The organism is Streptomyces hamibioticus, assembly GCF_047946815.1.
In the GTDB taxonomy this organism is placed as follows: domain Bacteria; phylum Actinomycetota; class Actinomycetes; order Streptomycetales; family Streptomycetaceae; genus Streptomyces.
On record NZ_JBKKQY010000001.1, the window covers coordinates 6,368,702 to 6,394,764 of the forward strand.

Annotated in this window: 19 protein-coding genes and 2 pseudogenes; 14 read left to right on the forward strand and 7 right to left on the reverse strand. The window is 75.1% G+C overall.

What is annotated here, in order from left to right; all coding sequences use genetic code 11:
• Positions 1–294 precede the first annotated feature (294 nt).
• The 4 genes from ACLGIH_RS28950 (at position 295) to ACLGIH_RS28965 (ending at position 5,486) form a co-directional block, all read left to right on the forward strand.
• Positions 295–1,713 (forward strand): HEAT repeat domain-containing protein, encoded by a 1,419-nt coding sequence (locus ACLGIH_RS28950; RefSeq protein WP_416528222.1) that lies wholly within the window; start codon positions 295–297, stop codon positions 1,711–1,713.
• A gap of 391 nt (positions 1,714–2,104) precedes the next feature.
• Positions 2,105–3,256, forward strand: a complete 1,152-nt coding sequence (locus ACLGIH_RS28955) for a glycosyltransferase family 4 protein (protein WP_416528223.1) — start codon at positions 2,105–2,107, stop codon at positions 3,254–3,256.
• The gene (locus ACLGIH_RS28960; RefSeq protein WP_416528224.1) at positions 3,253–4,416 is read left to right on the forward strand and encodes a glycosyltransferase; all 1,164 of its coding nucleotides are present in this window, start codon (positions 3,253–3,255) and stop codon (positions 4,414–4,416) included. The genes ACLGIH_RS28955 and ACLGIH_RS28960 overlap by 4 nt, the downstream gene beginning before the upstream one ends.
• A gap of 299 nt (positions 4,417–4,715) precedes the next feature.
• The gene (locus tag ACLGIH_RS28965; RefSeq protein WP_416528225.1) at positions 4,716–5,486 is read left to right on the forward strand and encodes an SGNH/GDSL hydrolase family protein; all 771 of its coding nucleotides are present in this window, start codon (positions 4,716–4,718) and stop codon (positions 5,484–5,486) included.
• A 25-nt stretch (positions 5,487–5,511) separates the two neighbouring features.
• Here ACLGIH_RS28965 and ACLGIH_RS28970 read toward each other — a convergent pair whose 3' ends face one another.
• From ACLGIH_RS28970 to ACLGIH_RS28990, 5 genes are read right to left on the reverse strand one after another with little or no spacing between them, the layout of a single operon-like run.
• Complete coding sequence (locus ACLGIH_RS28970; protein WP_416528226.1) at positions 5,512–6,381, reverse strand: 5-oxoprolinase subunit C family protein; 870 nt, start codon at positions 6,379–6,381, stop codon at positions 5,512–5,514.
• Positions 6,378–7,013, reverse strand: a complete 636-nt coding sequence (gene pxpB / locus ACLGIH_RS28975) for a 5-oxoprolinase subunit PxpB (protein WP_416528227.1) — start codon at positions 7,011–7,013, stop codon at positions 6,378–6,380. The genes ACLGIH_RS28970 and pxpB overlap by 4 nt, the downstream gene beginning before the upstream one ends.
• On the reverse strand, positions 7,010–7,768 hold the full coding sequence (locus ACLGIH_RS28980; RefSeq protein WP_416528228.1) for a LamB/YcsF family protein: 759 nt from the start codon (positions 7,766–7,768) through the stop codon (positions 7,010–7,012). Before ACLGIH_RS28980 ends, pxpB begins: the two co-directional genes overlap by 4 nt.
• A gap of 51 nt (positions 7,769–7,819) precedes the next feature.
• On the reverse strand, positions 7,820–8,653 hold the full coding sequence (locus tag ACLGIH_RS28985; RefSeq protein WP_416528229.1) for a putative hydro-lyase: 834 nt from the start codon (positions 8,651–8,653) through the stop codon (positions 7,820–7,822).
• Positions 8,650–9,969, reverse strand: a complete 1,320-nt coding sequence (locus ACLGIH_RS28990) for an MFS transporter (protein ID WP_416528230.1) — start codon at positions 9,967–9,969, stop codon at positions 8,650–8,652. Before ACLGIH_RS28990 ends, ACLGIH_RS28985 begins: the two co-directional genes overlap by 4 nt.
• Positions 9,970–10,140: 171 nt before the next feature.
• Between ACLGIH_RS28990 and ACLGIH_RS28995 the strand changes: the two genes are divergently transcribed.
• The 4 genes from ACLGIH_RS28995 (at position 10,141) to ACLGIH_RS29010 (ending at position 18,465) form a co-directional block, all read left to right on the forward strand.
• Positions 10,141–10,836: a GntR family transcriptional regulator gene (locus ACLGIH_RS28995; RefSeq protein ID WP_416528231.1), complete on the forward strand. Its 696-nt coding sequence runs from the start codon at positions 10,141–10,143 to the stop codon at positions 10,834–10,836.
• A 231-nt stretch (positions 10,837–11,067) separates the two neighbouring features.
• Positions 11,068–12,594 carry a hypothetical protein gene (locus tag ACLGIH_RS29000; RefSeq protein WP_416528232.1) on the forward strand — a complete coding sequence of 509 codons (1,527 nt, stop codon included), beginning with the start codon at positions 11,068–11,070 and terminating at the stop codon, positions 12,592–12,594.
• Positions 12,595–12,823: 229 nt separating this feature from the next.
• Complete coding sequence (locus tag ACLGIH_RS29005) at positions 12,824–13,708, forward strand: hypothetical protein (protein ID WP_416528233.1); 885 nt, start codon at positions 12,824–12,826, stop codon at positions 13,706–13,708.
• Positions 13,709–13,776: 68 nt separating this feature from the next.
• Positions 13,777–18,465 (forward strand): coiled-coil domain-containing protein, encoded by a 4,689-nt coding sequence (locus tag ACLGIH_RS29010; protein ID WP_416528234.1) that lies wholly within the window; start codon positions 13,777–13,779, stop codon positions 18,463–18,465.
• Between the two features lie 3 nt (positions 18,466–18,468).
• Here ACLGIH_RS29010 and ACLGIH_RS29015 read toward each other — a convergent pair.
• Positions 18,469–18,640, reverse strand: a pseudogene (locus tag ACLGIH_RS29015) (SRPBCC family protein); the annotation flags it as partial.
• Between the two features lie 2 nt (positions 18,641–18,642).
• On the opposite strand from ACLGIH_RS29015, the pseudogene ACLGIH_RS29020 reads away from it, so the two are divergent.
• Positions 18,643–18,957: pseudogene (locus ACLGIH_RS29020) on the forward strand (bifunctional 3-phenylpropionate/cinnamic acid dioxygenase ferredoxin subunit); the annotation flags it as partial.
• Positions 18,954–20,168: an NAD(P)/FAD-dependent oxidoreductase gene (locus ACLGIH_RS29025; protein ID WP_416528235.1), complete on the forward strand. Its 1,215-nt coding sequence runs from the start codon at positions 18,954–18,956 to the stop codon at positions 20,166–20,168. The pseudogene ACLGIH_RS29020 and the gene ACLGIH_RS29025, both read left to right, overlap by 4 nt.
• A gap of 123 nt (positions 20,169–20,291) precedes the next feature.
• On the opposite strand, the gene ACLGIH_RS29030 is transcribed toward ACLGIH_RS29025, so the two are convergent.
• Positions 20,292–20,783 carry a hypothetical protein gene (locus ACLGIH_RS29030; RefSeq protein WP_416529508.1) on the reverse strand — a complete coding sequence of 164 codons (492 nt, stop codon included), beginning with the start codon at positions 20,781–20,783 and terminating at the stop codon, positions 20,292–20,294.
• Positions 20,784–21,470: 687 nt separating this feature from the next.
• Between ACLGIH_RS29030 and ACLGIH_RS29035 the strand changes: the two genes are divergently transcribed.
• The 4 genes from ACLGIH_RS29035 to ACLGIH_RS29050 all read left to right on the forward strand — a co-directional run bounded on the left by ACLGIH_RS29035 (position 21,471) and on the right by ACLGIH_RS29050 (position 25,991).
• Positions 21,471–24,467: a nitrate- and nitrite sensing domain-containing protein gene (locus ACLGIH_RS29035; RefSeq protein ID WP_416528236.1), complete on the forward strand. Its 2,997-nt coding sequence runs from the start codon at positions 21,471–21,473 to the stop codon at positions 24,465–24,467.
• Positions 24,464–24,898 carry a roadblock/LC7 domain-containing protein gene (locus tag ACLGIH_RS29040; RefSeq protein ID WP_416528237.1) on the forward strand — a complete coding sequence of 145 codons (435 nt, stop codon included), beginning with the start codon at positions 24,464–24,466 and terminating at the stop codon, positions 24,896–24,898. The genes ACLGIH_RS29035 and ACLGIH_RS29040 overlap by 4 nt, the downstream gene beginning before the upstream one ends.
• Before the next feature lie 9 nt (positions 24,899–24,907).
• Positions 24,908–25,303, forward strand: coding sequence for a DUF742 domain-containing protein (locus tag ACLGIH_RS29045; RefSeq protein ID WP_416528238.1), 396 nt, complete (start codon positions 24,908–24,910; stop codon positions 25,301–25,303).
• 85 nt (positions 25,304–25,388) lie between these two features.
• Positions 25,389–25,991 carry a GTP-binding protein gene (locus tag ACLGIH_RS29050; RefSeq protein WP_416528239.1) on the forward strand — a complete coding sequence of 201 codons (603 nt, stop codon included), beginning with the start codon at positions 25,389–25,391 and terminating at the stop codon, positions 25,989–25,991.
• Positions 25,992–26,063: the final 72 nt, after the last annotated feature.

Below are 26,063 nucleotides of genomic sequence, written 5' to 3' on the forward strand. Positions count from 1 at the left end.
CGTTCTGACCAGGGAAATCACAGAAAACGGGGGAGGCGGTACGGGGCCGCCGAAATATCGGTCGCGGCAGCTGTGACCGCCGGGCCATCATGACGACGTGGTTCACGGACGTGATGGCTGGGCAGGTGTTGCCGCACCGCGCGGGCCGTGACGCGGTCCGCAAGGGCCACGGACGAGAGGCAGAGGAAGATGGTCTTCAGCGAGCAAGAGACGGCGGGCGCTCCGACGTGTTGTTGCGCGGCCAGGTAACGCGTTTCCCCGGTTGCGTCGACGCTTGATATGAGGCTGTTTCCCATGTTCGATCCGGTCATAGCGCCCAGCGGCACCCTGCTCGGCCTGCTCCAGCGCGGCCGCGGCGACGGCACACTGCACGCGCTCACCGCCCCGCGGGCGGAGGCGCTCGCGGCCCTCAACCACTGCGTGCTGCGCGACCCCCGCCACGACTGGCAGGTGGAGAACCGCTCCCTCTACTACGCCCGCCTGTACCTCGACCTCAACGGCGAACTGGACGCCGTCGAGGCCCACCTCTTCGACACCGAGGACATCCTCGACACCGAGGAGTCACGCACCGGGCTCTCCCTCGCCGTCCTCGGCCACCTCGCCTCCTACGGCAGGCGGGACGCCCTGGAACTGCTGCGCAGGTACGCCGCCGAGGGCAGCAACTGGGCCTGGGCCCTGGACGAGCTGGCGCTGCGCGACGACGACGCCGGACTACGGGCGCTGGCCGTCCCCGTCCTGGCGCGCTTCCCGCGCGACGCCGAGGGCGAGGCCGAGCTGGCCGCCGCCGTGCGCGACGCCTTCGAGCCCCGGCCGTGGCGGCTGTGGGCCGAGGACCCGCGCGAATCGATCGCCGCACGCGTGCGTGCCGCCCACGAGGCCGGCTGCTTCGACCGCTGGCAGCGGCAGATGAACCCCACGGGCCCCCGCCCCGGCTGGAGCGTCCAGGCCGTCTTCGAATGGGCCCAGCAGGGGCTCGAACGCGGCGCGGCGCTGCATGTCCCGGCCGCCCGATGTCTGACCGCCGTCGCGGGACCCGAGGACCGGTCCGAGATCGTCGAGGCCGCCCGGTCCGGCAGCGACGGCGCCCGGTGCACCGCCCTGCGCTATCTCGCCGGCGGACACGATCCCGAGGCCCTCGACCTGATCGAGGGCGCCGTGGCCACCGGCTCGACGGTCGTCGTGGAGGCCGCCGTCGACGCCTTCGAACGGATGCGCAGCACCGCCGCCGTCGACCGGGCGCGCGGCTGGATCCATCGGCCCGACGCGCTGGGCGCCGCCGCCGGGCGGGTCCTCGCCTGCCGGGGCGGCGCGCACGACCGGGACCTGGTCCTCGCCGCGCTGCGCGAGGCGGTCCGCGGCGAAGGCCCCGACGCCCCGACCCTGTGGACCCTCGTGGATGGTGCCGGACGGCTCGGCATCGCCTGCGCCGCACCCGTCCTGCGCCACGTCTACCGCGAAACCGCCTCCTCCCACCTGCGCGGCCGGGCCGCCCGGGCACTGGCCGCCACCGATCCCTCCTTCGCCACCGGCTTCGCGGTGGAATGCCTGTGGGACTGCGAGGAGTCCACCCGGGAAATCGCCGCGCGGCACGCCGAGACCGGCGACAACCGCGTCGTCGAACGCCTGCGCAGGCTCGCCGCCGACCCCGCGGAGGAGGCCGAGGTCCAGACGGCCGTACGGAGCCGGATCGGGCCGGACGCGTCGGCCGTGTGACGCACGGCGCGGTCCGCCGTGCGGCGGTTCCGGGCCGGCGCGGGCCGGGGTGGCCGTCCGCCGCGGGCGTCGTGGACGGTCGTGCGTGTTGCCCGGGGTGGCTCCGCCGTGGGAGCCGGAAGCCGAGGGTGGGGTGCCGGAAGCCGGAAGCCGAGGCACGGGGGCCGGGGCCGCGGGCTGCCGGGCCGTGGGACGGCGACGTCAGGGGCGGCCGCCAGGCACTGAGGTGTGGCCGCGACGTGACCCGCGTGAACGCGGCATGACACCCGGGTCAGGCCGGTGTGGACGCCGTCCGGCCTGCCCGGGGGCACAGCGCAACGCTCATGGGCCGTTCCTCGGCGCGAAAGATCCACGTTGACGCGGCCACGTCCAGCCCGGCGACAACACCGGTATGCGTGTCGTCATCGTGACCGAGTCCTTTCCCCCCGATGTGAACGGCGTGGCCCACTGCGCGCTCCAGACCGCCCGGCACCTCGTCGACCGCGGTCACGCCCCCGTCGTCGTCGCCCCGGCCCCGGCCCCGGCACCCGGCAACCGGTCCGACCGGATCGCCCCGAGCCCGGTCGCCCCCGCCGTCCCGGTGGTCCACGTTCCCTCCCTGCCGCTCCCCGGCTATCCCCAGGTCCGCGTCGCCCTCCCCAGCCGGCGCCTGGCCGCGACGATCGCCGAGCACCGGGCCGACATCGTCCACCTGGCCAGCCCCTTCGTCCTCGGCGTCCGCGGCATGGCCGCCGCCGCCCGGCTCGGTGTGCCCGCCGTGGCCGTCTACCAGACCGACCTCGCCGGTTACGCCCGCACGTACATGGGCGCCGGCGAGGCGGCGGCCTGGCGGCGCATCCGCTCCGTGCACTCCGCCGCCGACCTCACCCTCGCCCCGTCCAGCGCGTCCCGGCACGACCTGGAGACGCACGGCGTACCGCGGGTCAGGCTCTGGCCGCGCGGCGTGGACACCGTCCGCTTCCGGCCGGACCTGCGCGACGAGGCGCTGCGCCGGGAACTCGCCCCCGACGGCGAGCTGATCGTCGGCTACGTCGGGCGGCTCGCCCCCGAGAAGCGGGTCGAGCTGGTGGCCGGCGCGTGCGCCCTGGACGGCGTGCGTGTCGTGATCGTCGGCGACGGGCCCAGCCGGCCGCACCTGGAGCAGTCCCTGCCGGGCGCGGTCTTCCTGGGCCGTCGCACCGGCGGGGACCTGGCCCGGGTGTTCGCCTCACTGGACGTCTTCGCCCACACGGGCCCCTTCGAGACCTTCTGCCAGACCGTGCAGGAGGCCATGGCCAGCGGTGTGCCCGTCGTCGCGCCCGCCGCCGGCGGCCCGCTGGACCTGGTCGACCACGGCCGCACCGGGCTGCTGGTGCCGCCGGACGACGCCGCCGCCGTACGGGACGCCGTGCGGGTGCTGGCCGCCGACCCCGCGCTGCGCACCGCCTACGGTGCCGCCGGGCGGGCGGCCGTCGAGGGGCGCACCTGGGCGGCCGTCGGCGACCGGCTGATCGACCACTACGCCGATGTCCTCGCCGCACGGAAGGCGGTGCTGGTGGCATGAGCGCGCTCAGGATCGTCCGGCTCGCCAACTTCGTCGCACCCGCCTCCGGCGGCCTGCGCACCGCGCTGCGGGAACTGGGCAAGGGGTTCATGGCGGCCGGCCACGAACCCGTCCTGATCGTGCCCGGCGAGCGTGCGAGCGACCGCGAGACCGAGCAGGGCCGGGTGATCACCCTGCCGGGGCCGCTGCTGCCCGGCACCGGCGGTTACCGCGTCCTGACCGACAAGCGGCGTGTCGCGGCCCTCCTGGAGGAGCTGGCTCCCGACCGGCTGGAGGTGTCCGACCGGACCACGCTGCGCTGGACCGGGAGGTGGGCCCGGCGCGCCCGGGTCCCCGCCGTGATGGTCTCCCATGAGAGCGCCGACGGCGTCCTGCGCACCTGGGGCCTGTCCGGCAAGGCGGCCCGGCGCACCGCCGACGCCCTCAACACCCGTACGGCGCACAGCTATGCGCGGGTGGTGTGCACCACGGAGTTCGCCGAGCGCGAGTTCGTGCGGATCGGCGCGCGCAACGTCGTACGCGCTCCGCTCGGCGTCGACCTGACGGCGCGGCACCCGGTGCTGCGCGATCCGGCGGTACGGGCGCGGCACGCGCGCGTGGGCGAGTCGCTGCTGGTGATGTGCTCACGGCTGTCCGTGGAGAAGCGGCCCGGGACGGCGCTGGACGCGCTTCAGTCGCTGCGCCGGCGCGGGCGGCGGGCGGTGCTGGTGGTGGCGGGGGACGGGCCGCTGCGCCCCCGGCTCGAACGGCGGGCGCGGGAGGACGGGCTGCCGGTCACCTTCCTCGGGCACGTGGCCGACCGGGGCGCGCTGGGCGCGTTGCAGGCGTCCGCCGACGTGTGCCTGGCGCCGGGGCCCGCCGAGACGTTCGGGCTCGCCGCGCTGGAGGCGATGGCGTGCGGCACGCCCGTGGTGGCCAGCGCTTCGTCCGCGCTGCCCGAGGTGATCGGTTCCGCCGGGGCGGTCGCCGTCGACCACGGGGACGCGTTCGCGAACGCGGTCGAGCTGCTGCTGGACCGCCCGGAACCGGCCCGGCGGGAGAGGGCACGCGCGCGTGCCGAGTGCTTCGGCTGGGACGCGGCGGTCTCGGCGTTCCTCGACGCGCACGACGCGACCGTCCCGGCGCGTCCGCGGCCCCCCGTGCCGGGGGGCGTGGCGTGAGACGGCGGAGGTACGTGGCGCTCGGCGACTCGCTGACCGAGGGGGTGGGGGACCCTGTCGGCAACGGTTGGCGCGGCTGGGCGGCACTGCTGGCCGCCGGGCTGGCCGCCGGACCGGCGGGCGCCGTGGGGCCCGCCGGGTTCGTCGCGGCCGCTGAGGCCACTGGGTCCCCTGGGCCCCCTGGGTCTCCTGGGTTGGCTGGGTCCCCCGGGTTCGCCGGGTCCCCCGGGACCGCCGGGCCTGCTGAATCCGCAGGATTCGCCGGGTCCGCCGTGTCCGCCGGGTCCGCCGTGTCCGCCGTGTCCGCAGGGTCAGCCGCGTCCGCCGGGGCGTGGGCGTCCGTGGAGTTCACCAATCTCGCCGTCGGCGGGGCGCAGACCCGTGACGTCCTGGAGGCGCAGCTGCCCGCCGCGCTGGCGCTGCGGCCGGACATGGCGTCCGTGATCGTCGGTGTGAACGACACCCTGCGGTGCACCTTCGACATCCACGCCGTGGCCGCCCGGCTGGACCGGGTGTACGCGGCGTTCCGCGCCCAGGGCGCGGTCCTGCTCACCGCCTGCCTGCCCGACCCCGGCGCGATGCTCGGGCTGCCGGGAGCCCTGGCCCGCCCGCTGGCCCGGCGGCAACGGGCGGTCAACGCCGTGGTGCACGAGCTGTCCGACCGCTACGGGGCGCTGCACCTGCATGCGTGCGAGGGCGGCTGGGTCACGGACCGTGCCATGTGGAGTGCGGACCGGCTGCATCCCGGGGAGCGGGGCCACCGGCAGCTGGCCGCGCGCTTCCACGCCCTGCTCGCCGAGCACGGCCTCGCCACCGGTCCCGGGCCCTCGCTCGAACCCGAGTTCCCGGCCCCCACCAGGTCGGCGAGCCTGTGGTGGCTGGCCACCGCGGGCACCGGCTGGGTGGCCCGGCGCTGCACCGACCTGCTGCCGCAGCTGCTGACCCTGGCCGCCGACGAGCTGCGGCACCGCGCACGCGGGACGAGCGCCCGCCTCGACCTGCGCGCGTCCGCCGCCGCGACGGCGGCGCTCACGGCGCTGTCGGTGCGGGAGCCGGCGGACGCGGCGTGAGAGGGCGTCGCAGGTTTCGCCGGGGTCAGCGCGGCCCGGTGCCCACGAAGCGCACGGGCGTGCCCGGCACCGCCTGGGCGGCGGCCGGGAGGTCGGCGGCGCGGACCACGCCGATCACCGGGTAGCCCCCGGTGGTCGGATGGTCCGCCAGGAACACCACCGGCCTGCCGTCCGGCGGCACCTGGACCGCGCCCAGCACCATGCCCTCGCTGGGGAGTTCGCCCGCCCTGGAGCGCTCCAGGGCGGGCCCTTCCATACGCAGGCCGATCCGGTTGCTCGCGGGCGAGACGCGGTACGCGCGCGAGGTGAACGTCCGGACCGCCTCCGGCGTGAACCAGTCCGCTCGCGGGCCCGGCGTCACTCGCAGGACCAGCTCGGACGGCGGCGCCGGCTGCGGGGCGACGTCCACGCGCGTGTGGAGCGCGCCCGGACGCCCCAGGGGCAGCACCGCGCCCTCCGCCAGGGGCGGCGGGCCGAGGCCGGACAGCAGGTCGGTGGAGCGGCTGCCGAGCACCGGCTCGACCGTGATGCCGCCCGAGACGGCGACGTAGGAGCGTACGCCGGTGACGGCCCGGCCGATCTCCAGCAGCGCCCCGGCCGGCACACCGAACGGCGCCCCCCAGGGGACCGGGCGTCCGTCCACCCCGACCGCGCAGTGCGCACCGGCGACCGCCACCGTCACGGCCGAACGGGGGCGCAGCGCGCAGCCGTCCAGCGTGGTCTCCAGCAGCGCCGCCTGCGGAGGATTGCCGACCAGGCGGTTGGCCAGTGCCGCCGCGGGCGCGTCGAGCGCGCCGGAGCGCGGCACGCCGAGATGGGCGTTGCCCGGCCGGCCCGTGTCCTGCACGGTGGTCAGGGCCCCGGCCCGGACGACGGCGAGCGCACGGTCGCTCATGGCGCCTCCTCCCGCCCGTCGGGGCCCATCGCAACGAACCGCACGCGCGTGCCCGGCGACAGCAGCGCCGCCGGTACGCGCGTGTGGTCCCACAGCACGGCGTCCGTGCTGCCGATCAGCTGCCAGCCGCCCGGGGACGAGCGCGGGTAGACGCCGGTGTACGGGCCCGCCAGGGCCACCGAACCGGCCGGGACGGCCGTGCGCGGCGTGGGCCGGCGCGGTACGTCGTAGCGCGCCGGCAGGCCGGTCAGATAGCCGAAGCCCGGAGCGAACCCGCAGAAGGCGACCACGAATTCGGTCCCGGCGTGGATGCGGGCCACCTCCCGCTCCGCCACACCCCAGTGCGCGGCGACGTCCGCCAGGTCCGGGCCGTCGTAGCGGACCGGGATCCGTACGATCCGCCCCGCGTGCGAGGGCGCGGGCGGAACCTCGGCCGCGGCCAGCTCGGACGCCAGCCAGGCCCGGTCGGTGACACCGTCGAGGAGGACCGTACGGGCCGCCGGGACGATCTCCCGGGCCGTCAGCGCACCCTCCGCGCGGCGCCGCAGCAGCTCCGCGTGGAGCGCCTGCGCCTCGTCGCCCGAGGACACCTCGACGAGCAGCGCGTCGTCGCCGACCGGCAGCACCTTCATGCGAAGGCCTCCACCCGGACCCCCGCCGCCTCCAGCCGCTGACGGACCCGGCGTGCCAGCTCCACCGCGCCCGGCGTGTCGCCGTGCACGCACAGGGAGCGCGCGCGGACCTCGATGCGCGTTCCGGAGAGGGCGGTGACCGAGTCCGAGCGGGCCAGCTCGACCGAGCGCTCCACGACCGCCTCGGGGTCGGTGACCACGGCGCCCTCCCGGCCGCGGGGCACGAGCGTGCCCTCGTCGGTGTACGCCCGGTCGGCGAACGCCTCCGTGACCACCGGGAGCCCGGCCTCGCCGGCCCGCTCCAGCACCCGCGAACCGGGCAGGCCCAGCACGGGCAGCGCCCCGCCCGCGAGGAGTACCCCCTCGACGACCGCCGCGGCCTGCTCCGCGTCGTGCACCACCCGGTTGTACAGCGCGCCGTGCGGCTTCACGTACGCCACGCGCGTGCCCGCCGCGCGCGCGAAGACGTCCAGGGCGCCGATCTGGTACGCCACCTCGGCCGCCAGTTCGCCGGGCGGCACGTCCATCGTGCGCCGCCCGAACCCGGCCAGATCCCGGTAGGACACCTGCGCCCCGACGGTCACGCCCCGCTCGGCCGCGAGCTCGCACACCCGGCGCATCGTGGCCGGGTCCCCGGCGTGGAAGCCGCAGGCCACGTTGGCGCTGGTGACGACCGACAGCAGGCCGGCGTCGTCGGTGAGCCGCCAGCGGCCGAAGCCCTCGCCGAGATCGGCGTTCAGATCGATCGGGGTCATACCTCAAGTGTCTCCGGTTTCCGTGGTCGCGTCGGATCTCTCACGCAGGTGTCAGGCCACCCGGTACTGCTCGTCGCGCGCGTCGGTGACGAACATCTGCCCCGGCGCGTGGGTGATGGCGAACGGCGGACGCGAGGCCATCACCGCGGCCTGCGCGGTCACCCCGCAGGCCCAGAACACCGGGATGTCGTCCGGCTCGGCGTCCACCGGATCGCCGAAGTCGGGCCGGGCGAGGACCTCGATGCCGAGCACCGAGGGATCCCCGCAGTGCACGGGGCTGCCGTGCACCGCGGGCAGCAGACCGGTCTCGCGGAGCGCCGCCGACAGGTGCCGCGGCGGCACCGGGCGCATGGACACCACCATCGGACCGTGCAGCCGCCCCGCCGGGCGGCACGGCCGGCCGGTCACGTACATCGGGACGTTGCGGCCCTGCTCGACATGGCGGATCGGGACGCCCGCCGCGGCCAGCGCCCACTCGAAGGTGAAGCTGCACCCGATCAGGAACGACACCAGGTCGTCGCGCCAGTGGGCGCGCACGTCCGTGGGCTGGTCGACCAGCACGCCGTCCCGCCACACCCGGTAGCGCGGCAGGTCGGTGCGCAGGTCCGCGCCGTCGGCCAGCACCGTGGTCCAGGACCCCGCGTCCGTCACGTCCAGCACCGGGCAGGGCTTGGGGTTGCGCGTGCAGAACAGCAGCATGTCGTACGCCCAGTCGGCGGGCACCGCGATCAGATTGGCCTGGGTGTGACCCGCCGCGACCCCGGCCGTCGGGCCGGTCAGCCCCTCCCGGAAGCGGGCGCGGGCCACGGCCGGGCGCCACGCACGCGCGTGCTCGTCGGCGAGGGCGAGCGGACGGTCCTCGGCCGTGCTGCGCGGGCGGCTCATGCCAGCTCCCTTCCGCGCGTCTCGGGCAGCCCCAGCAGCGCCAGGGCCGCGATGCCGTAGCCGATCGCGCCGAAGACCAGCGCGCCGCCCACGCCCCAGCTGTCGGCCAGGAAGCCGACCGTCGTGGGGAAGACGGCGCCGACGGCGCGTCCGGTGTTGTACGTGAAGCCCTGGCCGGTGCCGCGCACCGCCGTCGGGTACAGCTCGGACAGATACGAGCCGAAGCCGCTGAAGATCGCCGACATGCAGAACCCGAGCGGGAAACCGAGCACCAGGAGCAGCGAGTTGGCGCCGGCGGGGATGTTCGCGTACGCCAGGATGCAGATCCCCGACAGCAGGGCGAACAGCCAGATGTTGCGCCGGCGGCCCAGCCGGTCGGTGAGGTAGCCGCCGGTCAGGTAGCCGATGAAGGCACCGGAGATCAGGAACGTCAGATAGCCGCCGGTGCCGACGACCGACAGGTCGCGCTCCGTCTTGAGGTACGTCGGCACCCAGGTGGCGAGGGTGTAGTAGCCGCCCTGGACACCGGTCGAGAGCAGCACGGCGAAGAGCGTGGTGCGCAGCAGCCCGGGCGAACCGGCGGTGCGCGGCCGGAAGATGGCCGCGAACGAGCCCTTCTCGGCGCTCTTCTCGCGTGCGGCCGCGGCCTCGGGAGCGTCGTGCACACTGCGCCGCACCCATACCACCAGCAGCGCGGGCAGCGCGCCGGTCCAGAACATGATGCGCCAGGCCAGGTCGTCGCCGGCCAGCGAGAACACCAGCGTGTAGACGACCGCGGCCAGCGCCCAGCCCACGGCCCAGGAACTCTGGATGGCGCCGAGGGTGCGGCCCCGGTGCTTCGCGCTCGCGTACTCGGCGACCAGGATCGCGCCGACCGCCCATTCGCCGCCGAAGCCGAGGCCCTGCAGGGCCCGGAAGACCAGCAGTGTCTCGTAGTTCGGCGCGAAGCCGCAGGCCACCGTGAACACGGCGTAGGTGATCACCGTGAGCAGCAGCGCCTTGACCCGCCCGATGCGGTCCGCGAGCACGCCGGCGAGGGCGCCGCCGATCGCGGAGACCACCAGCGTGACGGTGGTGAGCAGGCCGGTCTGGCCGCTGTCCAGGCCGAAGTACGCGGCCAGCGCCACCATGCTCAGCGGCAGCGTGAAGTAGTCGTACGAATCGAGCGCGTAGCCGCCGAACGCGCCGCCGAAGGCGCGGCGGCCCCGCGGACCCAGGGCGCGCAGCCAGCCGAACGCGCCGTCGTCGCCGGTGGGTTCACCCTTGCCGGGGCCGACGTCGGTGGCCGGGGCCTGCGGTGGAGGGGTTGTGCTCATGGGCACCTCGCAGTGGGAGGACGGAGGGTGCGTGCGGACCGAGCAGGTCGGTGCGTGAGCACGGCGGCACCGTGAGCGAACGAGCCGCCGTGTCAGCACCGTAGAGGATTGTTCAACGATCCCTCAATACCCCTGTTGTTTCGTTCTGAGGTCTGCGGTTGAATTCCGGGCATGGCAGAGCAGCTGGCGCAACTCGCCGACGACCGGGCGCTCCTCGGGCGCACCAGCACCGCGGAGCGGGTGTCGGACATCCTCAGGAGCCGCATCGCCGAGGGGTTCTTCCCGCCCGGCACCCGGCTGTCCGAGGACAGCATCGGCGGCGCGCTCGGCGTCTCCCGCAACACGCTGCGCGAGGCGTTCCGGCTGCTCACCCACGAACGCCTGCTCGTCCACGAGCTGAACCGGGGGGTCTTCGTCCGGGTCCTGACCGTCGAGGACGTCGAGGACATCTACCGCACGCGCGCCCTCGTCGAACGCGCCGTCGTCCGGGGCCTCGGGGAGCCGCCGTACGCCGTGGACGGGCTCGCCGGAGCCGTCGACGAGGCGCTGCGGGCGGCCGGCGAGGACGACTGGAAATCAGTGGGCACCGCCAACATCCACTTCCACCGGGAACTGGTGGCCCTCGCCGGCAGCGAGCGCACCGACGAGCTGATGCGCAGCGTGTTCGCCGAACTCCGCCTCGCCTTCCACGTGGTGGACGACCCGCGCACCCTGCACGAGCCGTACATCGCCCGCAACCGCGAGATCCTGGCGGCCCTGCAGGCCGGGGACCGCGAGACGGCCGAGCGACTGCTGTCGGTCTACCTGGAGAACTCGCTGCAGCGAGTGGTGGAGGTGTACCGGAGGCAGGTCGGCGAGGAGGGCTAGCCGCCGCCGGCGTCGGCCGGACCGAAGCCGGACGGGCCCCGGGGCTGGTTGGTGTCTACGGGGCCGTGCCGTCCCGCGGCGGACCGTGCCGTCCCGCGGCGGACCGGTGCCGGACCGCGCGTCGGCGGCAGGGCCCGCCGGAGGCCGGTGTGCGGCCCCGTGTGCTCTGTGCCGCGGGGTGCGTCTGCGTCGTTTGGGTCGTTGTCAGACCGAGGACCTAGTCTGTGCACCGTGACTTCGCCTGCATCGACGGACAGGGTTCCGCCCCAGCTCAGCGCGGGGCCGCGGCCCGCCATGGGCCCGGCCGCCGACGAGGGACTGGCGCGGCGGCTGCGCGCGCTCGCCTGCACGGCACCGCTGCACGACCTCGACGCGCGCAAGGCCAACCTCGCGGGCGAGTACTCCGTCTACGGCATGGCGGAGGTCGCCCTGGCCGCCATCGACCTCGTCACGCTGAACATGGACTTCGACACGGGCGCCGACCACGACCAGATCGTGGCCCGGCTCATCCCGCGCATCGCCGCCCAGGCGCCGCGCCGGCCCGCCGCCGAGCACGAGCGCGTGGCCCGCTGGGTGCTGGAGAACCTGATCAACGTCGGCAGCGTCGACCGCGGCTTCCGCGCGGTCTACGGCACCTTCGGGGCGGACGGCACCTATGTGCGCCGCGACTACGACTTCAAGCTGATCGAGGAGGTCCCCGGCCCCGGCGGCACCGTCTACCTGCGCACCACCGACGAGGCGGTCAACGTCCTCGTCGGCGCCCTCGACACCGATGTCACCAGCGCCCAGATCGCCGCCGAGGTCAAGCTGGAGGTGCTGATCAGCCGCGGCCGGCTCGCCGACGCGCAGCTCGCCGCCGAGCAGGCCCGGTACCGCACGGTGCAGTACTCGGAAACCCTCCGCAAGGCCCTCGACGCCACCCGGCGCAACGTGCGCGCGGTGGACTGGCTCAACGCCGTGCCCGACATGATCGCCGAGGCCCTCGACCACGTCGCCGACCGGTACCGCCACGAGAACGCGATCCTCACCAACATCCGCAAGGCACGCGACGAGTCCGAGGACCCGGAGCACAAGCGCCGCGCGGCCGAGCTGGTCGACATCGTCAAGGACTGCATCCGCCGCCACACCCAGCTCCAGTCCCGGCTGCTGGAGGCGGGCCCGCTGTTCCGCGCCGAGCAGGACCGGCAGGCCTTCGCCACGCCCCTGGCCGCGTCGGGCATCGACCTCTACGGCCACCTCGTCGCGCCGGTCCTGCCGCTGCCCGTGGAGCAGGCGCTCCGCGTCACCGACGCCTTCTTCGCCCACGGCACCGGACTGCGCACCCCGGTGTCCGTCCGGGTCGGTGACCTCGTCGACATACTGCTGACGCCGCCCGTGGAGCGCGAGCACCTCGGCGCCGAGATGCCCGAGCCCGACCTCATCGCGACCCCGGACGACAGCCGCTTCAGCGAGGAGCAGCTGGCGGCGGCCATGGAACTGCTCGACCTGCCGCACGACGCGCCGCGCCGCCTGTCGGGACTGCTGGCCGACGCCCGCCGCCAGGACCCCGACCTGCCCTACCTCGTCGCCCTGCTGGCCGTCCACGCCGCCAGCCCCCCGGTCGGCACGGCCTACCGGCAGGGCGAGCAGAAGCTGCTCTTCGCCGTGGACGACGGGGCCGAGCTGGAGGACCCCGAGTTCGGCGGCGCGGACCTGATCGTCGGCACGGCCCTGCTGGACGCGGCCGGCATGGCGGCCGACCGGACGGAGGCGGCATGAACGTCGGCAAGCACCCCGGGGCCGACGCCGACGCGTGCCGAGGCAGCAACGCCGGCGAGCCCCGACAGGGCAGGCCCGGCAAGACCCGACAGGCCGACGCCGGCGTGCCCCGGCACGGCACCCCCGGCAAGACCCGGCACAGGACCCCCGGCACATGCCGACACGGCAACGTCAGGAAGCGCGCACGCATCCTCACGAGCACGCGAGACCGCAGCAAGGAGCACCGACCGTGACCGAGCACGCCGACCGGAGCGAACCGGAGACCGGCGACCCCGCACCGGCCACCGCGGCCGTCACGCCCGCCGACGCCGCCGACGCGGCCCGGCTCGTCGCCTTCGGCCTCCAGCCCAAGCTGCTGCCCGCCCGCGACCAGGAGTACGCCGACCTGCTGCGGCGCTACCGCGAGGACCCGCCCTTCGCCCGGCTCGCGGACGCCGTGGCCGCCGGACTGGGCCTGGTCGTCCTGGAGGTGTCCCCGCGCGCGGGCATGGCCGTGACCGCGGCCGAGGACTCGGTCTTCGCCGTGCGCATGGGCGACTACGCGCGTCGCGCCTCCGCCGACTCCGGCGACCGCTTCCTGCACGGCCTGGCCCATCTCGCCGCCGCCGCCATGGCGTTCCCGCGCCCCGAGGACCTCGCCGACGACGGCTACATCGGCCGTGTCACGGTCAACGGCGTCGACGCCTTCGTCCGCCAGGCCTGCCACCGCCTGGAGGAGCGGGCCGCCGAGCAGGGCGAGAACACCGACCCCGCCACCGACGCCCCGGGACTGGAGGCCGCCTGGCGGATCTGGGCCAGACGCAGCGCGACGGGCGCCACCAAGGACGCCCGCCGGCTGCCCGGCTCGACCACCGGCATCGTCGGCAAGGCCCTCGCCTTCCTCACCGACTCCGGGTTCCTCCAGCGCACCGGCGACGACCACGGCGGCACCTACCGCACCACCGCCCGCTACCAGCTCCAGGTACGCGACATGGCGGGCAGCGCCGCCATGGCCGAGCTGCTGGAGCTGGGCGTCGTCCCGGTCACCGACGGCACGGCGACCCTGCTGCCCGCGGAGGACACCGACGACCTGGAACTGGTCGCCGACGCCGGGCTGCCGTTCCACTCCTCCTGAACCCCGCTCCTCCTGAACCCACTCCTCCCGAACTCCCTCCACCCGAAGAAGACTTACGAGAGTCCGCCATGTACGAGCTGTCCCGGGTCCGCCTCTACTCCATCGGACCCGCCGGTGCGCGCTACGCCGACACCGTGCTTGACCTGCGTGGCGTGGGCGAGCCCGTGCCCGACCCCGCGCCCACGCAGGCGGAGTTCTTCGAGGAGGAGCCCGTCGGCCCGCCGCGCCGCCCCGCGCCCGCCGGCGTGCTCTTCCTGGAGAACGGCGGCGGCAAGTCCGTCCTGCTCAAGCTGATCTTCTCGGTGATGCTGCCGGGTCACCGCAACACCCTCGGCGGCGCCAGCTCCGGCGTCCTGCGCAAGTTCCTGCTCGCCGACGACTGCGGCCACGTCGCCCTGGAGTGGCAGCACGTGCAGACCGGCGAGTGCGTCGTCGTCGGCAAGGTCAGCGAGTGGCGCGGGCGCCAGGTCTCCAACGACCCGCGGAAGTTCGCCGAGGCCTGGTACTCCTTCCGGCCCGGCCCCGGGCTCACCCTGGACAACCTGCCGGTCGCCGAGTCCACCGCCGTACGCCCGCCCGTCGAGGGCGCCTCCGGAGCGCAGGGCCGGCGGCGCACCATGAAGGGCTTCCGCGACGCGCTGACGGAGGCCGGAAAGGCGTACCCGCACCTGGAGGTGCACTGGGAGGAGATCCACGAACGCTGGACCGAACACCTCGGCGACCTCGGCCTCGACCCGGAACTCTTCCGCTACCAGCGGGAGATGAACGCCGACGAGGGCGAGGCGGCCGGCCTCTTCGCCGTGAAGAAGGACGCCGACTTCACCGACCTGCTGCTGCGCGCCGTCACCGACACCCGGGACACCGACGGACTCGCCGACCTGGTCAGCGGCTTCGGCAACAAGCTGGGCCGCCGCGCCGAGCTGATCGCCGAGCGGGACTTCACCGCCGGGTCCGTCGACCTGCTGGGCCGGATCGTCGAGGCCACCGAGGCCCGCGCCCGCGCCCGCGACGTCCACACCGCCGCCGAACGCCGCACCAGGACCCTGGCCCGCCGCCTGGCCGCCCGCGGGGTCCGGGAGCGGGCCCGCGCCGCCGACCTGGCCCAGCGCGTCACCGGCGCCGCCCGCGCCGTCACCCACGCCGAGTCGGCCCGCGAGCGCAGCGCCCTGATCGCCGCCGAACTCGCCTATCGGCACGCCTCCCTGGCACTGACGGCCGCCGAGAAGTCGGCCGCCGCGCAGAAGCGCGAACTGGCCGACGCGCGCACCCTGCACTCCGCCTGGCAGGCCGCCGAGGCCGTGCTGCGCCACCGTGCCGCCGCCGACCGCGTGGCCCGTGTGTCCGCCGCGATCCGGGAGGCCGAGCGGGACGCCGCCCCCGCGCTCGCCGCCCGCGCCGAGGCCGCCGTCGATCTGGTCCGCGCCCTGCAGGCGGCTGCGGCGAACGCGGAGAACCACGCCAACGAGGAGGAGGAGCGGTCCGCCGCTCTCCAGGAGGTCAGCGACACCGCCTACCGGGACTCCACCACCGCCGCCACCGAGGCGCAGCGCGCCCGCAGCGAGGCCGGGCACCTGCGGCAGCGGCTCACCGAGGTCGAGCAGGAGACCGCCGAGGCGGTCCGGGCCGGCTGGCTCGACGACAGCGCACCCGACGCCGACCCGGCCCGCGCCGCCCTGGCCGCGAGCGACGCCGAGAAGAGCGCGGTCGAGGCCTGGGACACCGCCCGCGAGGCGGCCCGCCGGGCCACGGAGCACGCGCGCGAGGCGGCCGCGGCCGAGACCCGCGCCGAGCTGACCGCGGCCCGCGCCGCGGACGCGGCCGGTGCCGCCACCCGCGCCCACGAGGCCGAGCGCCGCACCGCCGAGGCGCTGGCCGCCGAGGAGCGGCTCATCGAGCTGCTCGGCCTCGCCTCCGTCGCCCGCCCCGGGATCCCGCAGCCCCGCCAGGACAGCGAAACCGGCGGCGACACCGACAGCGACGTCCCCAGGACGGGCGACGACGGCCTCACCGCCGAGGAACTCGACCGGTTCGCCGACGAGCTGCGCGAACTGCTCGACGACGCCGTCTCCTCCGCCGAACGCCAGCTGTTCGAGCTGCGCACCGCCGCCGCCGACGACGCCCGCATCCTCGGCGCGCTCGGTGACGGTGGCCTGCTGCCGCCCGGACCCGACGTGCTGGCCACCGTCGAGTTCCTCGGCGAGCACGGCATCCCGGCACTGCCCGGCTGGCGCTACCTCGCCCAGGCCGTCGACCCCGCCGACCACGCGCGCGTACTGGCCGCCCGGCCGGAACTGGTCGACGGCGTGATCATCACCGACCCCGACTCGCACGCCCGGGCCCGCGAGACCCTCGGCGACGCGGCCCTGCTCCCGCGGTCGGCCGTCGCCGTCGGCACCGCCGCCGCCCTGCTCGCCCCGACGCCGGCCGACGGCACCGACGACGGCGCCGTGTTCCTCGTACCGCCGAACCCGGCCATGCACGACGAGCACGCCGCCGACGAGGAGCGGCAGGCGCTGCGCGCGCGGGCCACCGAGCGGGACGAGGAGATCCGCACGCTCGCCGCCCGGCTCGGCAAGGACCGGGAGCTGGCGGCCCGCCTCGCCTCCTGGCGCACCGGCTGCCCCGCCGGACAGCTCGCCGAGCTGGCGCGGACCGCGGAGGAGGCCCGCACCTTCGCCGAGGAGACCGAGGCGGAACTCGCCGAGGCCCGGACGGCGCGGGCGGAGGCCGAGGAGGCCGCCGCCGAGGCCGTACGGGTGCGCGACGAACGGCAGGAAGCCGCCCAGAAGGCGCGCCGCGCCGCCGACGCCCTCGCCGGTCTCGCCTTCCGGCTGCGCGAACGCGCGGGCTGGCAGGCCAAGGTCCGGGAACTGGCCGACGAGGCCACCGAGGCCGAGGCCCGCGCCCAGGCCTGCCTGGAGCGCGCCCGGGCCGCCGACGAGGACCGCCGCGCCGCCCAGCGTGCCGCCGACGACGCCCGCCGCACCGCCCGCGCGCTGCGCGCCGAGCGCTCCGAGATCGCCGGCGCCCCCGACGACGTACCCGACGACGGCACCGGGGAGGGCACCGAGGACGGACACCAGGACGGCACGGCGGCGCCCAGGGCGTCCCTGCCCGCGCTCCGCGAGGCCTACCGGGCCGCCTCCCAGGTGTACGAGAAGGTCGGCGTCGGCGCCGACCTGCGCGCCGAGCAGGCCCGCGCGGAGAGCGACGAGAGCGCGGCCCGCGCGGAGCTGGACCGGCTCAGCAACAAGGTCCGCACCCGCGCGGCCCAGCTCCTCGAATCGCCCGACGGCTCCGACGGACCGTCCCGGCAGGCCGCCGCCGCCCGCGCCGAGGAGCTGGTGCAGCTCCTGGAGACCCGGATGACCGGCGCGAGCGAGCAGCTCGGCCGGCTGCGGGGCGAGGCCGAGCGGCTCGCACCCGAGGACGGCGACGCGCACACCGAGCTGCCCGAGGACCTCCTCCCGCGCGACGCCGAGCACGCCCAGGCCCTGCTGCGCACGGCCACCGCCGAACTCGCCTCCCGTACCGAGGCGCTGGCCCGGGCCCGCGAGGCGCACGCCGAGCTGCTCGACGCGCATCGCGCCGCCGAGGACGCGGCCGGCGGCTTCGACGAGATCGCCGCCATGCTCCGCGACCTGCTGCGCGAGCAGGCGCCCGAGGAAGAGCAGGCGGAGCCCGAGCCCTGCCCCGGCACCCTCGACGAGGCCCGGAACTCCGCCGCCGAGACCCGCCGGTCACTGCGCGGCTGCGCCGGCGACCTCTCCGCCGCCGAGGCCGCCGTCCGCGAGGCCTGCGACGTCCTCGTCCGGCACGCCAACTCCACGCGCTACGAGCAGGTCCGCACCCCGGCCCGGCAGCAGATCCGCGAACTGCCCGCCGCCGCGCTGCCCGAGCACGCGGCCACGTGGGCGGACGCCTTCGCCCCCCGGCTCCGCGTCCTCACCGACGAGCTGGCCCAGCTGGAGCGCAACCGCGACTCGATCGTGGACCGCCTGCGCGGGCTGGTCGAGTCGGCCCTCGCCACGCTCCGCTCCGCCCAGCGGCTCTCCCGCCTCCCGGAAGGGCTCGGCGAGTGGTCCGGGCAGGAGTTCCTGCGCATCCGCTTCGAGGAACCGGACCAGGCCACCCTCACCGAGCGGCTCGGCGAGGTCGTCGACGAGGCGACCCGCGCGGCCGTGAAAAAGAACTCCGACCTGCGCCGCGACGGCATGTCCCTGCTGCTGCGGGGCGTCGCGGCGGCCCTCCAGCCCAAGGGCGTCGCGGTCGAGATCCTCAAGCCGGACGCCGTGCTGCGCGCCGAGCGCGTCCCCGTGGGGCAGATGGGCGACGTCTTCTCCGGCGGCCAGCTGCTCACCGCCGCCATCGCCCTCTACTGCACGATGGCCGCACTGCGCGGCAACGACCGGGGACGCGACCGGCACCGGCACGCCGGCACGCTGTTCCTCGACAACCCCATCGGCCGCGCCAATGCCACCTACCTGCTGGAGCTCCAGCGGGCCGTCGCGGACGCGCTCGGCGTACAGCTGCTGTACACCACCGGCCTGTTCGACACCACGGCACTCGCCGAGTTCCCGCTGGTCATCCGGTTGCGCAACGACGCCGACCTGAGGGCGGGCCTGAAGTACATCAGCGTGGAGGAACACCTGCGGCCGGGACTGCCGAAGCAGGCCCCGGCCGGGGAGGGGGAGACGGCACACAGCGAGATCACGGCGACGCGGATGTTCAAACGCCCGGCGCCGAGTGCTCCGTAGGGGCTACGGCTCGCCGCCCAGCCGCCGCAGCAGCCACTGGTGGAACAGGCCGATGTGATGCTCGTTGCACCAGCACACCGCCCCGGCGGTACGCCCGGGACGCCATGGCCGGCTGGGTCCGCTCGCACGCCGCGAAGTCCTGCGTGTTCACCCGGTGGAACAGCTCCACGGACTTCCGTCTGCCGCCTCGAAGACCTCCCCGAGGGCGAGTCCGTCCGCGTCGCGACGACCCCGCCCGTCGCCGTCTTCCGCACCGACGACGGCGAGCTGTACGCCATCGACGACACCTGCACCCACCAGGACGCCTCCCTCGCCGACGGGTGGCTGGAGGGCTGCCTGGTCGAATGCCCGCTGCACGCCGCCTCCTTCGACCTCCGCACCGGACAGCCGACGTGCCTGCCCGCCCGCCGTCCCGTGCGCACCCATCGCCTGACCGTGGACGACGGCATCGTCCACCTCCACCTCGCCGCTGAGGAGGGCAGCGCCGCATGAGGACCGTGACCGTCGTCGGCGCCTCGCTCTCCGGCCTGTACGCGGCCCGGGAACTGCGCGCCCGGGGCTTCGACGGACGGCTGGTGATCGTCGGCGACGAGCCCCACCGCCCGTACGACCGGCCACCGCTGTCCAAGGACTTCCTCACCGGCCGGATCGGCGAGGACCAACTCGCCCTGGCCGACGCCGAGGAGACCGCCGAGCTGGACGCCGAGTGGCTGCTCGGCACCCGGGCCCGTGGCCTGGACGCCCGCGGCCGCACCGTGTTGCTCGACGGCGGCCGCACGGTCTCCACCGACGGCGTCGTGATCGCCACCGGTGCCTCCGCCCGCCGCATGCCCGGCGACGGCCTCGTCGGCGTCCACACCCTGCGCACCCTGGACGACGCCCGGGCCCTGCGCGCCGGCCTCTCCGGCGGACAGCGCCGGGTCGTCGTCATCGGCGGCGGCTTCGTCGGAGCCGAGACCGCCTCCTCCTGCGCCGCCCTCGGCCATGGCGTCACCGTCGTGGAAACCGCCCCGCTCCCGCTCCTGCCCCAACTGGGCACCGAACTGGCCGCCGCCTGCGCGGCGCTGCACCGCCGGAACGGGGTCGAACTGCTCACCGGCACCTCCGTGGCCGGGCTGCTCGGCACGGCCACCGTCACCGGCGTGGCCCTCGCCGACGGCCGCGTCCTCCCGGCCGACGTGGTGATCGCCGGCATCGGCGCCGTACCCAATACCACCTGGCTGGCGGGCTCGGCGCTCGCCCTGCACGAGGGGGTCCTGCGCGGGGGTGTCCGCGGGGGTGTCCTGTGCGACGACGGCTGTGTGACGGCCCTGCCGCAGGTGGTCGCCGTCGGCGATGTCGCCCACGTCGGGGGCACCCGCGCCGAACACTGGACCGCCGCCACCGAGCAGCCCCGGGTCGCCGTGGCCAACCTGCTCGCCGGGCGGACCGTCGAGACGGCGCGCTCGGTGCCGTACTTCTGGTCCGACCAGTACGGCGTGCGCATCCAGTTCGCCGGGCGGCACCGGAAGGGGGACACGGTCCGCGTCGTCGAGGGGCGGATCGCCGACGACGGTGCACCGGCCGAGGACGGCTTCCTGGCGCATTACACGCGCGACGGTCGCACGACGGCGGTGCTCGCCGTCAACCACCCCCGTCGCTTCATGCGGGCCCGCCGTGAACTGAGGGAAGCGGAGGGGAGACTGCAGCCGACCGCCCTGTGACCGGCCGCAGGGTGACCGCTCCGGCGGTCACCGGCCGCCTTGTGGCGGACCGCCCTGTGGCAGCTCCGGCGGTGTCCCGCCGCCCTGTGCACCCTCCGGTGGCGCCCGGAAGGAGCGCCGCCGTCACGGGTGCGACAACTGCCCCGTGCCGCCGCGTCGCCGTATTCGCTCCTGGCCCCGCTCGACGGCCCGCGCCTGCCGTCGAGCACGGCGCCGCTCCCTGCGCAGGGCCCGCGCGGTGCTGCTCGGCATCGACACCACCCCGTGGCGCTGGTTCCAGACCTGCCGGGTGACCCAGACGTCGAGCACGCCCCAGGTCGCCACCACGGTGCTGGCCACGCTGCTGATCACCATGGGGAAAGCCAGCCAGGACTCGGCCATCGTGCACAGGAACGCCACCATCGCCTGGATCAGCGTCACGGACACGATGAGCACCGCCCGGACGGCCGCCGTGCGCACCGGGTCGGGCAGCCGGCGCCGCCGGGCCGGTTCCTCCGTCCACAACGGCCGGTACACCGGCCGCTCCCGCGCCTCGCCGCCCGCGATGCCCGGCTCGACGGCCCGGGTGCCGGGCCCCGCCCCGGCGACGTCCGGCTCCGCGCCCCTGACGTCCAGCGCTGCCTTCGCGACCTCCCGCTCCGCGCCCCCGGCATCCGGCTCCGCGGCCTCGACGTCCGGCTCCGCGGCCCCGGCATCAGGCTCCGCGCCTTCGATGTCCGGTTTCGTGCCGGCGTTTCCGCCGGCCTCCCCGCCCCTGTCGGCTCCCGTTGCCCTCCCGGCTGCCGGAAGGCCGTGATCCGGTGCCGCGGGTCCCGGCTTCGGCCTCAGCCGAGCCGTCCCGCCGTCCCCGGGCGCCTCGCGCCGCTCCACCGTGCCCATCAACGTGTCACTCCCCACCGCCTGGCAGACCTCCGCCGGTTCCGGGAACCGGTTCCCCTCTGGCTGCCCGGCTTGCGCTGTTTTACGCAGCCAGAATCCGGGATGCGGCTCCTGCGGCCGATTCCGCCTCCATATCCCGTATGAAGGACGAACGACGCCCCCACAAGATTCCCCAGTACCCCCGACAAGCAAAGAATTCCGGCCAACCGGCCCGTACGGCGGCGCGAAACCGGCCCGCTCCGGCCTGCCGATCCCGGGAGCAATCTCCCGCAATGACCGGACAACTGACCATCCCCGCGACGCCGGCAGGGGAGTTCGCCCTCCGGACAGGTCTTCGAGTTCGCCGCGCGTCGGTAGTAGGCTCGCGCCGTTTGTTGACGCACATGTGTACCCCCTGATGGTGGGGGCGAGCTGGGGGAGGCCATGCGCTTTCGCGGGAAGTCCATCCGCCGGAAGATCGTGGCGCTGCTCCTCGTGCCGCTGCTGTCCCTGACGGCGATCTGGGCCTTCGCCACGGTGCTCACCGGACGCGAGGCAGCCCGGCTGTTCAACGTGTCGTCCGTGGTGGAGAAGGTCGGCTACCCCGTCGAGGACACCGTCCGCGTCCTGCAGCAGGAGCGCCGCCAGACCCTCGTCCACCTCGCCGACCCGCGTGCCTCCGACGGGCTCGCCAATCTCCGGCGCAGCCGGAGCGCGACCGACGAGGCCATCGCCGAGATCCGGCGGAACGCCCGGAACGCCGAGGTCCGGGACGCGCTGAGCCGGTCCGAGGACGAACGCCTCGCCGCCGTCCTGGACGCCTTCGACGGCATCGCGTCCCTGCGCCGCAGCGTCGACGACGGCACCGTAGGCCGGGCGCAGGCCCTCGGCCTCTACAACCGCCTGGTCGACCCCTGCCACGTGCTGCTCGCCAACCTCCACGTCGTCGACAACGTGGCGCTCGACAAGCAGTACCGCGCGCTGGTCAACCTCTCCCGCGCGCGCGAGCTGCTCGCCCGCGAGGACGCCCTGCTCGGCTCCGCCCTCGTCGCCGGCTGGCTCACCCCCGCCGAGGTGCGCAAGGTCTCCGATCTCGCGGCCCAGCGCACCCTGATGTACGACATCAACCTGCCGCTGCTGCCCGCGTCCGAACGCGGCCGCTACGAGCGCTTCTGGAAGAACGCCTCCTCCGCTCCGCTGCGCGTGGCCGAGGAAGCGGCCGTATCCTCCGGAGCGGGCACGCCGAACGGAGTCACCGCCAAGAGCTGGGACACCGCCGCCGGAGACGTGCTCGACGAACTCGGCGCCCTCGACGACCAGGCCGCCGACCGTTACCAGAACCGCGTCCGCCCGGTCGCGATGGGCGTCATCGCCAAGGCGGTCGTCGCCGGAGTCCTCGGCCTCATCGCCCTCCTGCTCTCCCTCTTCCTGTCCGTGCGCGTCGGCCGGAGCCTCATCCGGGACCTCCGCCAGCTCCGCCTGGAGGCGCACGAGGCGTCCGGCGTGCGCCTGCCCAGCGTGATGCGCCGTCTCTCGGCGGGCGAACAGGTCGACGTCGAGACCGAGGTGCCGCGCCTGGAGTACGACAAGAACGAGATCGGCGAGGTCGGCCAGGCCCTCAACACCCTCCAGCGGGCCGCCGTCGAGGCCGCCGTCAAACAGGCCGAACTCCGTTCCGGCGTCTCCGAGGTCTTCGTCAACCTCGCCCGCCGCAGCCAGGTGCTCCTGCACAAGCAGCTCACACTGCTCGACACCATGGAACGCCGGACGGAGGACACCGAGGAACTCGCCGACCTGTTCCGCCTGGACCACCTGACCACCCGTATGCGCCGGCACGCCGAGGGCCTGGTGATCCTCTCCGGCGCCGCCCCCTCCCGGCAGTGGCGCAAACCCGTCCAGCTCATGGACGTGGTGCGGGCCGCCGTCGCCGAGGTCGAGGACTACGAGCGCATCGAGGTCCGCCGGCTGCCGCGGCTGGCCGTCACCGGCCCCGCCGTGGCCGACCTCACCCACCTCGTGGCCGAACTCCTGGAGAACGCCACGGTGTTCTCCCCGCCGCACACCGCCGTCCAGGTCGTGGGCGAGCGGGTCGCCAACGGCTTCACCCTGGAGATCCACGACCGGGGCCTGGGCATGACCGCCGACGCCCTGCTCGACGCCAACCTGCGGCTCGCCGAGACGCCGGAGTTCGAACTGTCCGACACCGACCGGCTCGGTCTGTTCGTGGTCAGCCGGCTCGCGCAGCGCCAGAACGTCCGGGTGTCGCTCCAGCCCTCGCCGTACGGCGGCACCACCGCGGTCGTCTTCATCCCGGACGCGCTGCTCACGGAGGACGCCCCGGACACCAACGGCGTCGGCTTCCGGCTCGACCGCCCCCAGCGCCCGCGGGGGAACGAGCGGGAGGAGAGCCGCCGTACCGCCCTCTCGCAGGTTCCGGTACACCTTCCGGGGCTGCCAGCCTCGGTGCTCGACGGCCCGGTCGAACTGGAGCCGCCCGTCGACCTGGACGCCCTCGACGACATCCCGGGCGCGCTGGGCGACGAGGAGGGCGAACGCGGCGGGCTGTTCAACCCGCGCCGCTCCCTCGTCCCCGCGGAGGGAGAGCCGACCCGTCGCGGTCCGTCCCCCCGCCGTGCGGCCGGCCGCGGAGGCCCCCGCCACCAGACGCCCGAGCAGCACGACGAGACCCGCGCAGCCGGCACCGAGGACGACCCCGGCGCGCCGGTACCGCTGCCGCGTCGCCGGACGCCCAAGCTGGTCAGCTCGCACGGGCGCCCGGTCCCCGACCGGCACCGGCCGGCGGACCGGCAGGCGAAGCCGGGGGAGCGGGCGCCGACGGACGGGACGGTGCCGCCGGACGCCGCCTCGCGGCACGGAGGGCAGGCACCGGACGCACTGCCGGCCCTGCCCAGGCGCTCCCGGCCGGCCGGGACGTCGTCGAGCCGCCCGGAGGAGCCGGCCGGCCGACCGGTCTACGAAGCCCGCGACACCGGCTCCGAAGCCCGCGACGCCGACCCCAGGACCGGCGACACCGGCCACGGCACCGGCGACACGGGACCGGAGACCGGCCCCGGCCCGGACGCCGGTTACGGAGCCCTGCCGCGACGCGTACGGCAGGCCAGCCTGGCGCCCCAGCTCAAACGGGGCCCCGAACGGCGCAGCGAGGACCCGACCGGCCTCGCCGACCGCGACGCCGACGAAGTGCGCAGCCGTATGGCCTCGCTCCAGCGGGGCTGGCAGCGCGGCCGCCGGGAGAACGCCGCGACCGACGAGGCCCCCGGAGCCACGGGATCCGACACGGGACGGCAGGGAACATCCGCACCAGGAGCAACAGAGGCGCCACCACAGGCACCACGACAATCACCGCAGACAACGCAAGCACCCCAAGCACCAGAAGCACCACAAGCACCACAAGGAACAACTAAGGGGGACGGTCGATGACCGCACCGAAGGCGACCGGCCACGCCACGACCCACGCCGGAGAACTCAACTGGCTCCTCGACGACCTGGTGGCCCGCGTCGCGAGCATCCGCAAGGCCGTCGTCCTCTCGGGCGACGGCCTGGCCACGGGCGCGTCCAAGGACCTGACCCGGGAGGACAGCGAGCACCTGGCCGCCGTCGCCTCCGGGTTCCACAGCCTCGCCAAGGGCGTGGGCCGGCACTTCGAGGCGGGCAACGTCCGGCAGACGGTCGTCGAACTCGACGACGCGTTCCTGTTCGTGACCGCGGCGGGAGACGGCAGCTGCCTGGCCGTCCTCGCGGACGCCGACTCGGACGTCGGCCAGGTCGCCTACGAGATGACCCTCCTCGTCAAGCGGGTCGGCGTGCACTTGGGCACCGCCGCGCGTACCGATCTGCCCGCGGGCGGGTAGTGGGATGACATGAGCCCAGACGGTCAGGGAAGAAAGCACTGGTTCGACGACGAGGCGGGACCCGTCGTTCGTCCGTACGCCATGACGCGGGGCCGCACCACCAGTGCGGCCCAGCACCGTCTCGACCTGATCGCGGTGGTCGTCGCGGAACCCCAGGCGGACGATCCGGAGGCCGACGCGACGCTGTCCCCGGAACACGTCGACATCGTCGGACTGTGCCGGGACGCTCCGCAGTCGGTCGCCGAACTCGCCGCCGAACTCGATCTGCCGGTCGGCGTGGTGCGGGTGCTCGTGGGCGACCTCGTCGACGTGGAACTGGTCCACGTCAACCGGCCCGTCCCGCCGGCCGAGCTGCCGGACGAGAGCATTCTGCGCGACGTGATCAACGGCCTCCGGGCGCTGTGAACGGCCCGGAAGCGAGCACCGCCGGGACGGGCCGGCGGCAGCCACGGGGGACCCACCAACCATCAGCAAGCAGGAGAAGAGACCGATGATCTTCGGGCGTTCCCAGCGCGGCAAGCCGCCGGTCGAGCCCGTCACGCTCAAGATCCTGGTGGCCGGCGGCTTCGGGGTGGGCAAGACCACCCTCGTCGGCGCGGTCAGCGAGATCCGGCCGCTGCGCACCGAGGAACTGCTCACCGAGGCCGGGCGGCCCGTGGACGACGTCAGCGGCGTGGAGGGCAAGCACACCACCACCGTGGCCATGGACTTCGGCCGCATCACGCTCCGCGAGGACCTGGTGCTCTACCTCTTCGGCACGCCCGGCCAGGAGCGGTTCTGGTTCATGTGGGACGAGCTGTCCGAGGGCGCGCTGGGCGCCGTCGTGCTCGCCGACACGCGCCGCCTGGAGGACTGCTTCGCCGCCGTCGACTACTTCGAACGCCGCTCCATCCCCTTCGTCGTCGGCATCAACTGCTTCGAGGGCGCGGCCCGCTACCCGGCCGACGCCGTCCGCCAGGCCCTCGACCTCGACCCGGACGTACCGCTGCTGATGTGCGACGCCCGCGACCGCGAGTCGGTCAAGGAGGTCCTCATCGGCGTCGTCCAGCACGCGATGGACGCGGCGGAGCACCGCCGGGCCGTACCCACCTGAGCCCGACGGCACCGGCCGGGCCGTGCGTCGTACGGCCTGGGCACCGCGCCGTGTCACCGACTGCCGCGCGCA

Bases quoted from the DNA above. Each gene is read 5' to 3' on its own strand.
- ACLGIH_RS28950 (WP_416528222.1), top strand. From the start codon at position 295: ATGTTCGATCCGGTCATAGCGCCCAGCGGCACCCTGCTCGGCCTGCTC.
- ACLGIH_RS28955 (WP_416528223.1), top strand. From the start codon at position 2,105: ATGCGTGTCGTCATCGTGACCGAGTCCTTTCCCCCCGATGTGAACGGC.
- ACLGIH_RS28960 (WP_416528224.1), top strand. From the start codon at position 3,253: ATGAGCGCGCTCAGGATCGTCCGGCTCGCCAACTTCGTCGCACCCGCC.
- ACLGIH_RS28970 (WP_416528226.1), bottom strand. From the start codon at position 6,381: ATGAGCGACCGTGCGCTCGCCGTCGTCCGGGCCGGGGCCCTGACCACC.
- pxpB (WP_416528227.1), bottom strand. From the start codon at position 7,013: ATGAAGGTGCTGCCGGTCGGCGACGACGCGCTGCTCGTCGAGGTGTCC.
- ACLGIH_RS28980 (WP_416528228.1), bottom strand. From the start codon at position 7,768: ATGACCCCGATCGATCTGAACGCCGATCTCGGCGAGGGCTTCGGCCGC.
- ACLGIH_RS28985 (WP_416528229.1), bottom strand. From the start codon at position 8,653: ATGAGCCGCCCGCGCAGCACGGCCGAGGACCGTCCGCTCGCCCTCGCC.
- ACLGIH_RS28990 (WP_416528230.1), bottom strand. From the start codon at position 9,969: ATGAGCACAACCCCTCCACCGCAGGCCCCGGCCACCGACGTCGGCCCC.
- ACLGIH_RS28995 (WP_416528231.1), top strand. From the start codon at position 10,141: ATGGCAGAGCAGCTGGCGCAACTCGCCGACGACCGGGCGCTCCTCGGG.
- ACLGIH_RS29010 (WP_416528234.1), top strand. From the start codon at position 13,777: ATGTACGAGCTGTCCCGGGTCCGCCTCTACTCCATCGGACCCGCCGGT.
- ACLGIH_RS29025 (WP_416528235.1), top strand. From the start codon at position 18,954: ATGAGGACCGTGACCGTCGTCGGCGCCTCGCTCTCCGGCCTGTACGCG.
- ACLGIH_RS29035 (WP_416528236.1), top strand. From the start codon at position 21,471: ATGCGCTTTCGCGGGAAGTCCATCCGCCGGAAGATCGTGGCGCTGCTC.
- ACLGIH_RS29040 (WP_416528237.1), top strand. From the start codon at position 24,464: ATGACCGCACCGAAGGCGACCGGCCACGCCACGACCCACGCCGGAGAA.
- ACLGIH_RS29045 (WP_416528238.1), top strand. From the start codon at position 24,908: ATGAGCCCAGACGGTCAGGGAAGAAAGCACTGGTTCGACGACGAGGCG.
- ACLGIH_RS29050 (WP_416528239.1), top strand. From the start codon at position 25,389: ATGATCTTCGGGCGTTCCCAGCGCGGCAAGCCGCCGGTCGAGCCCGTC.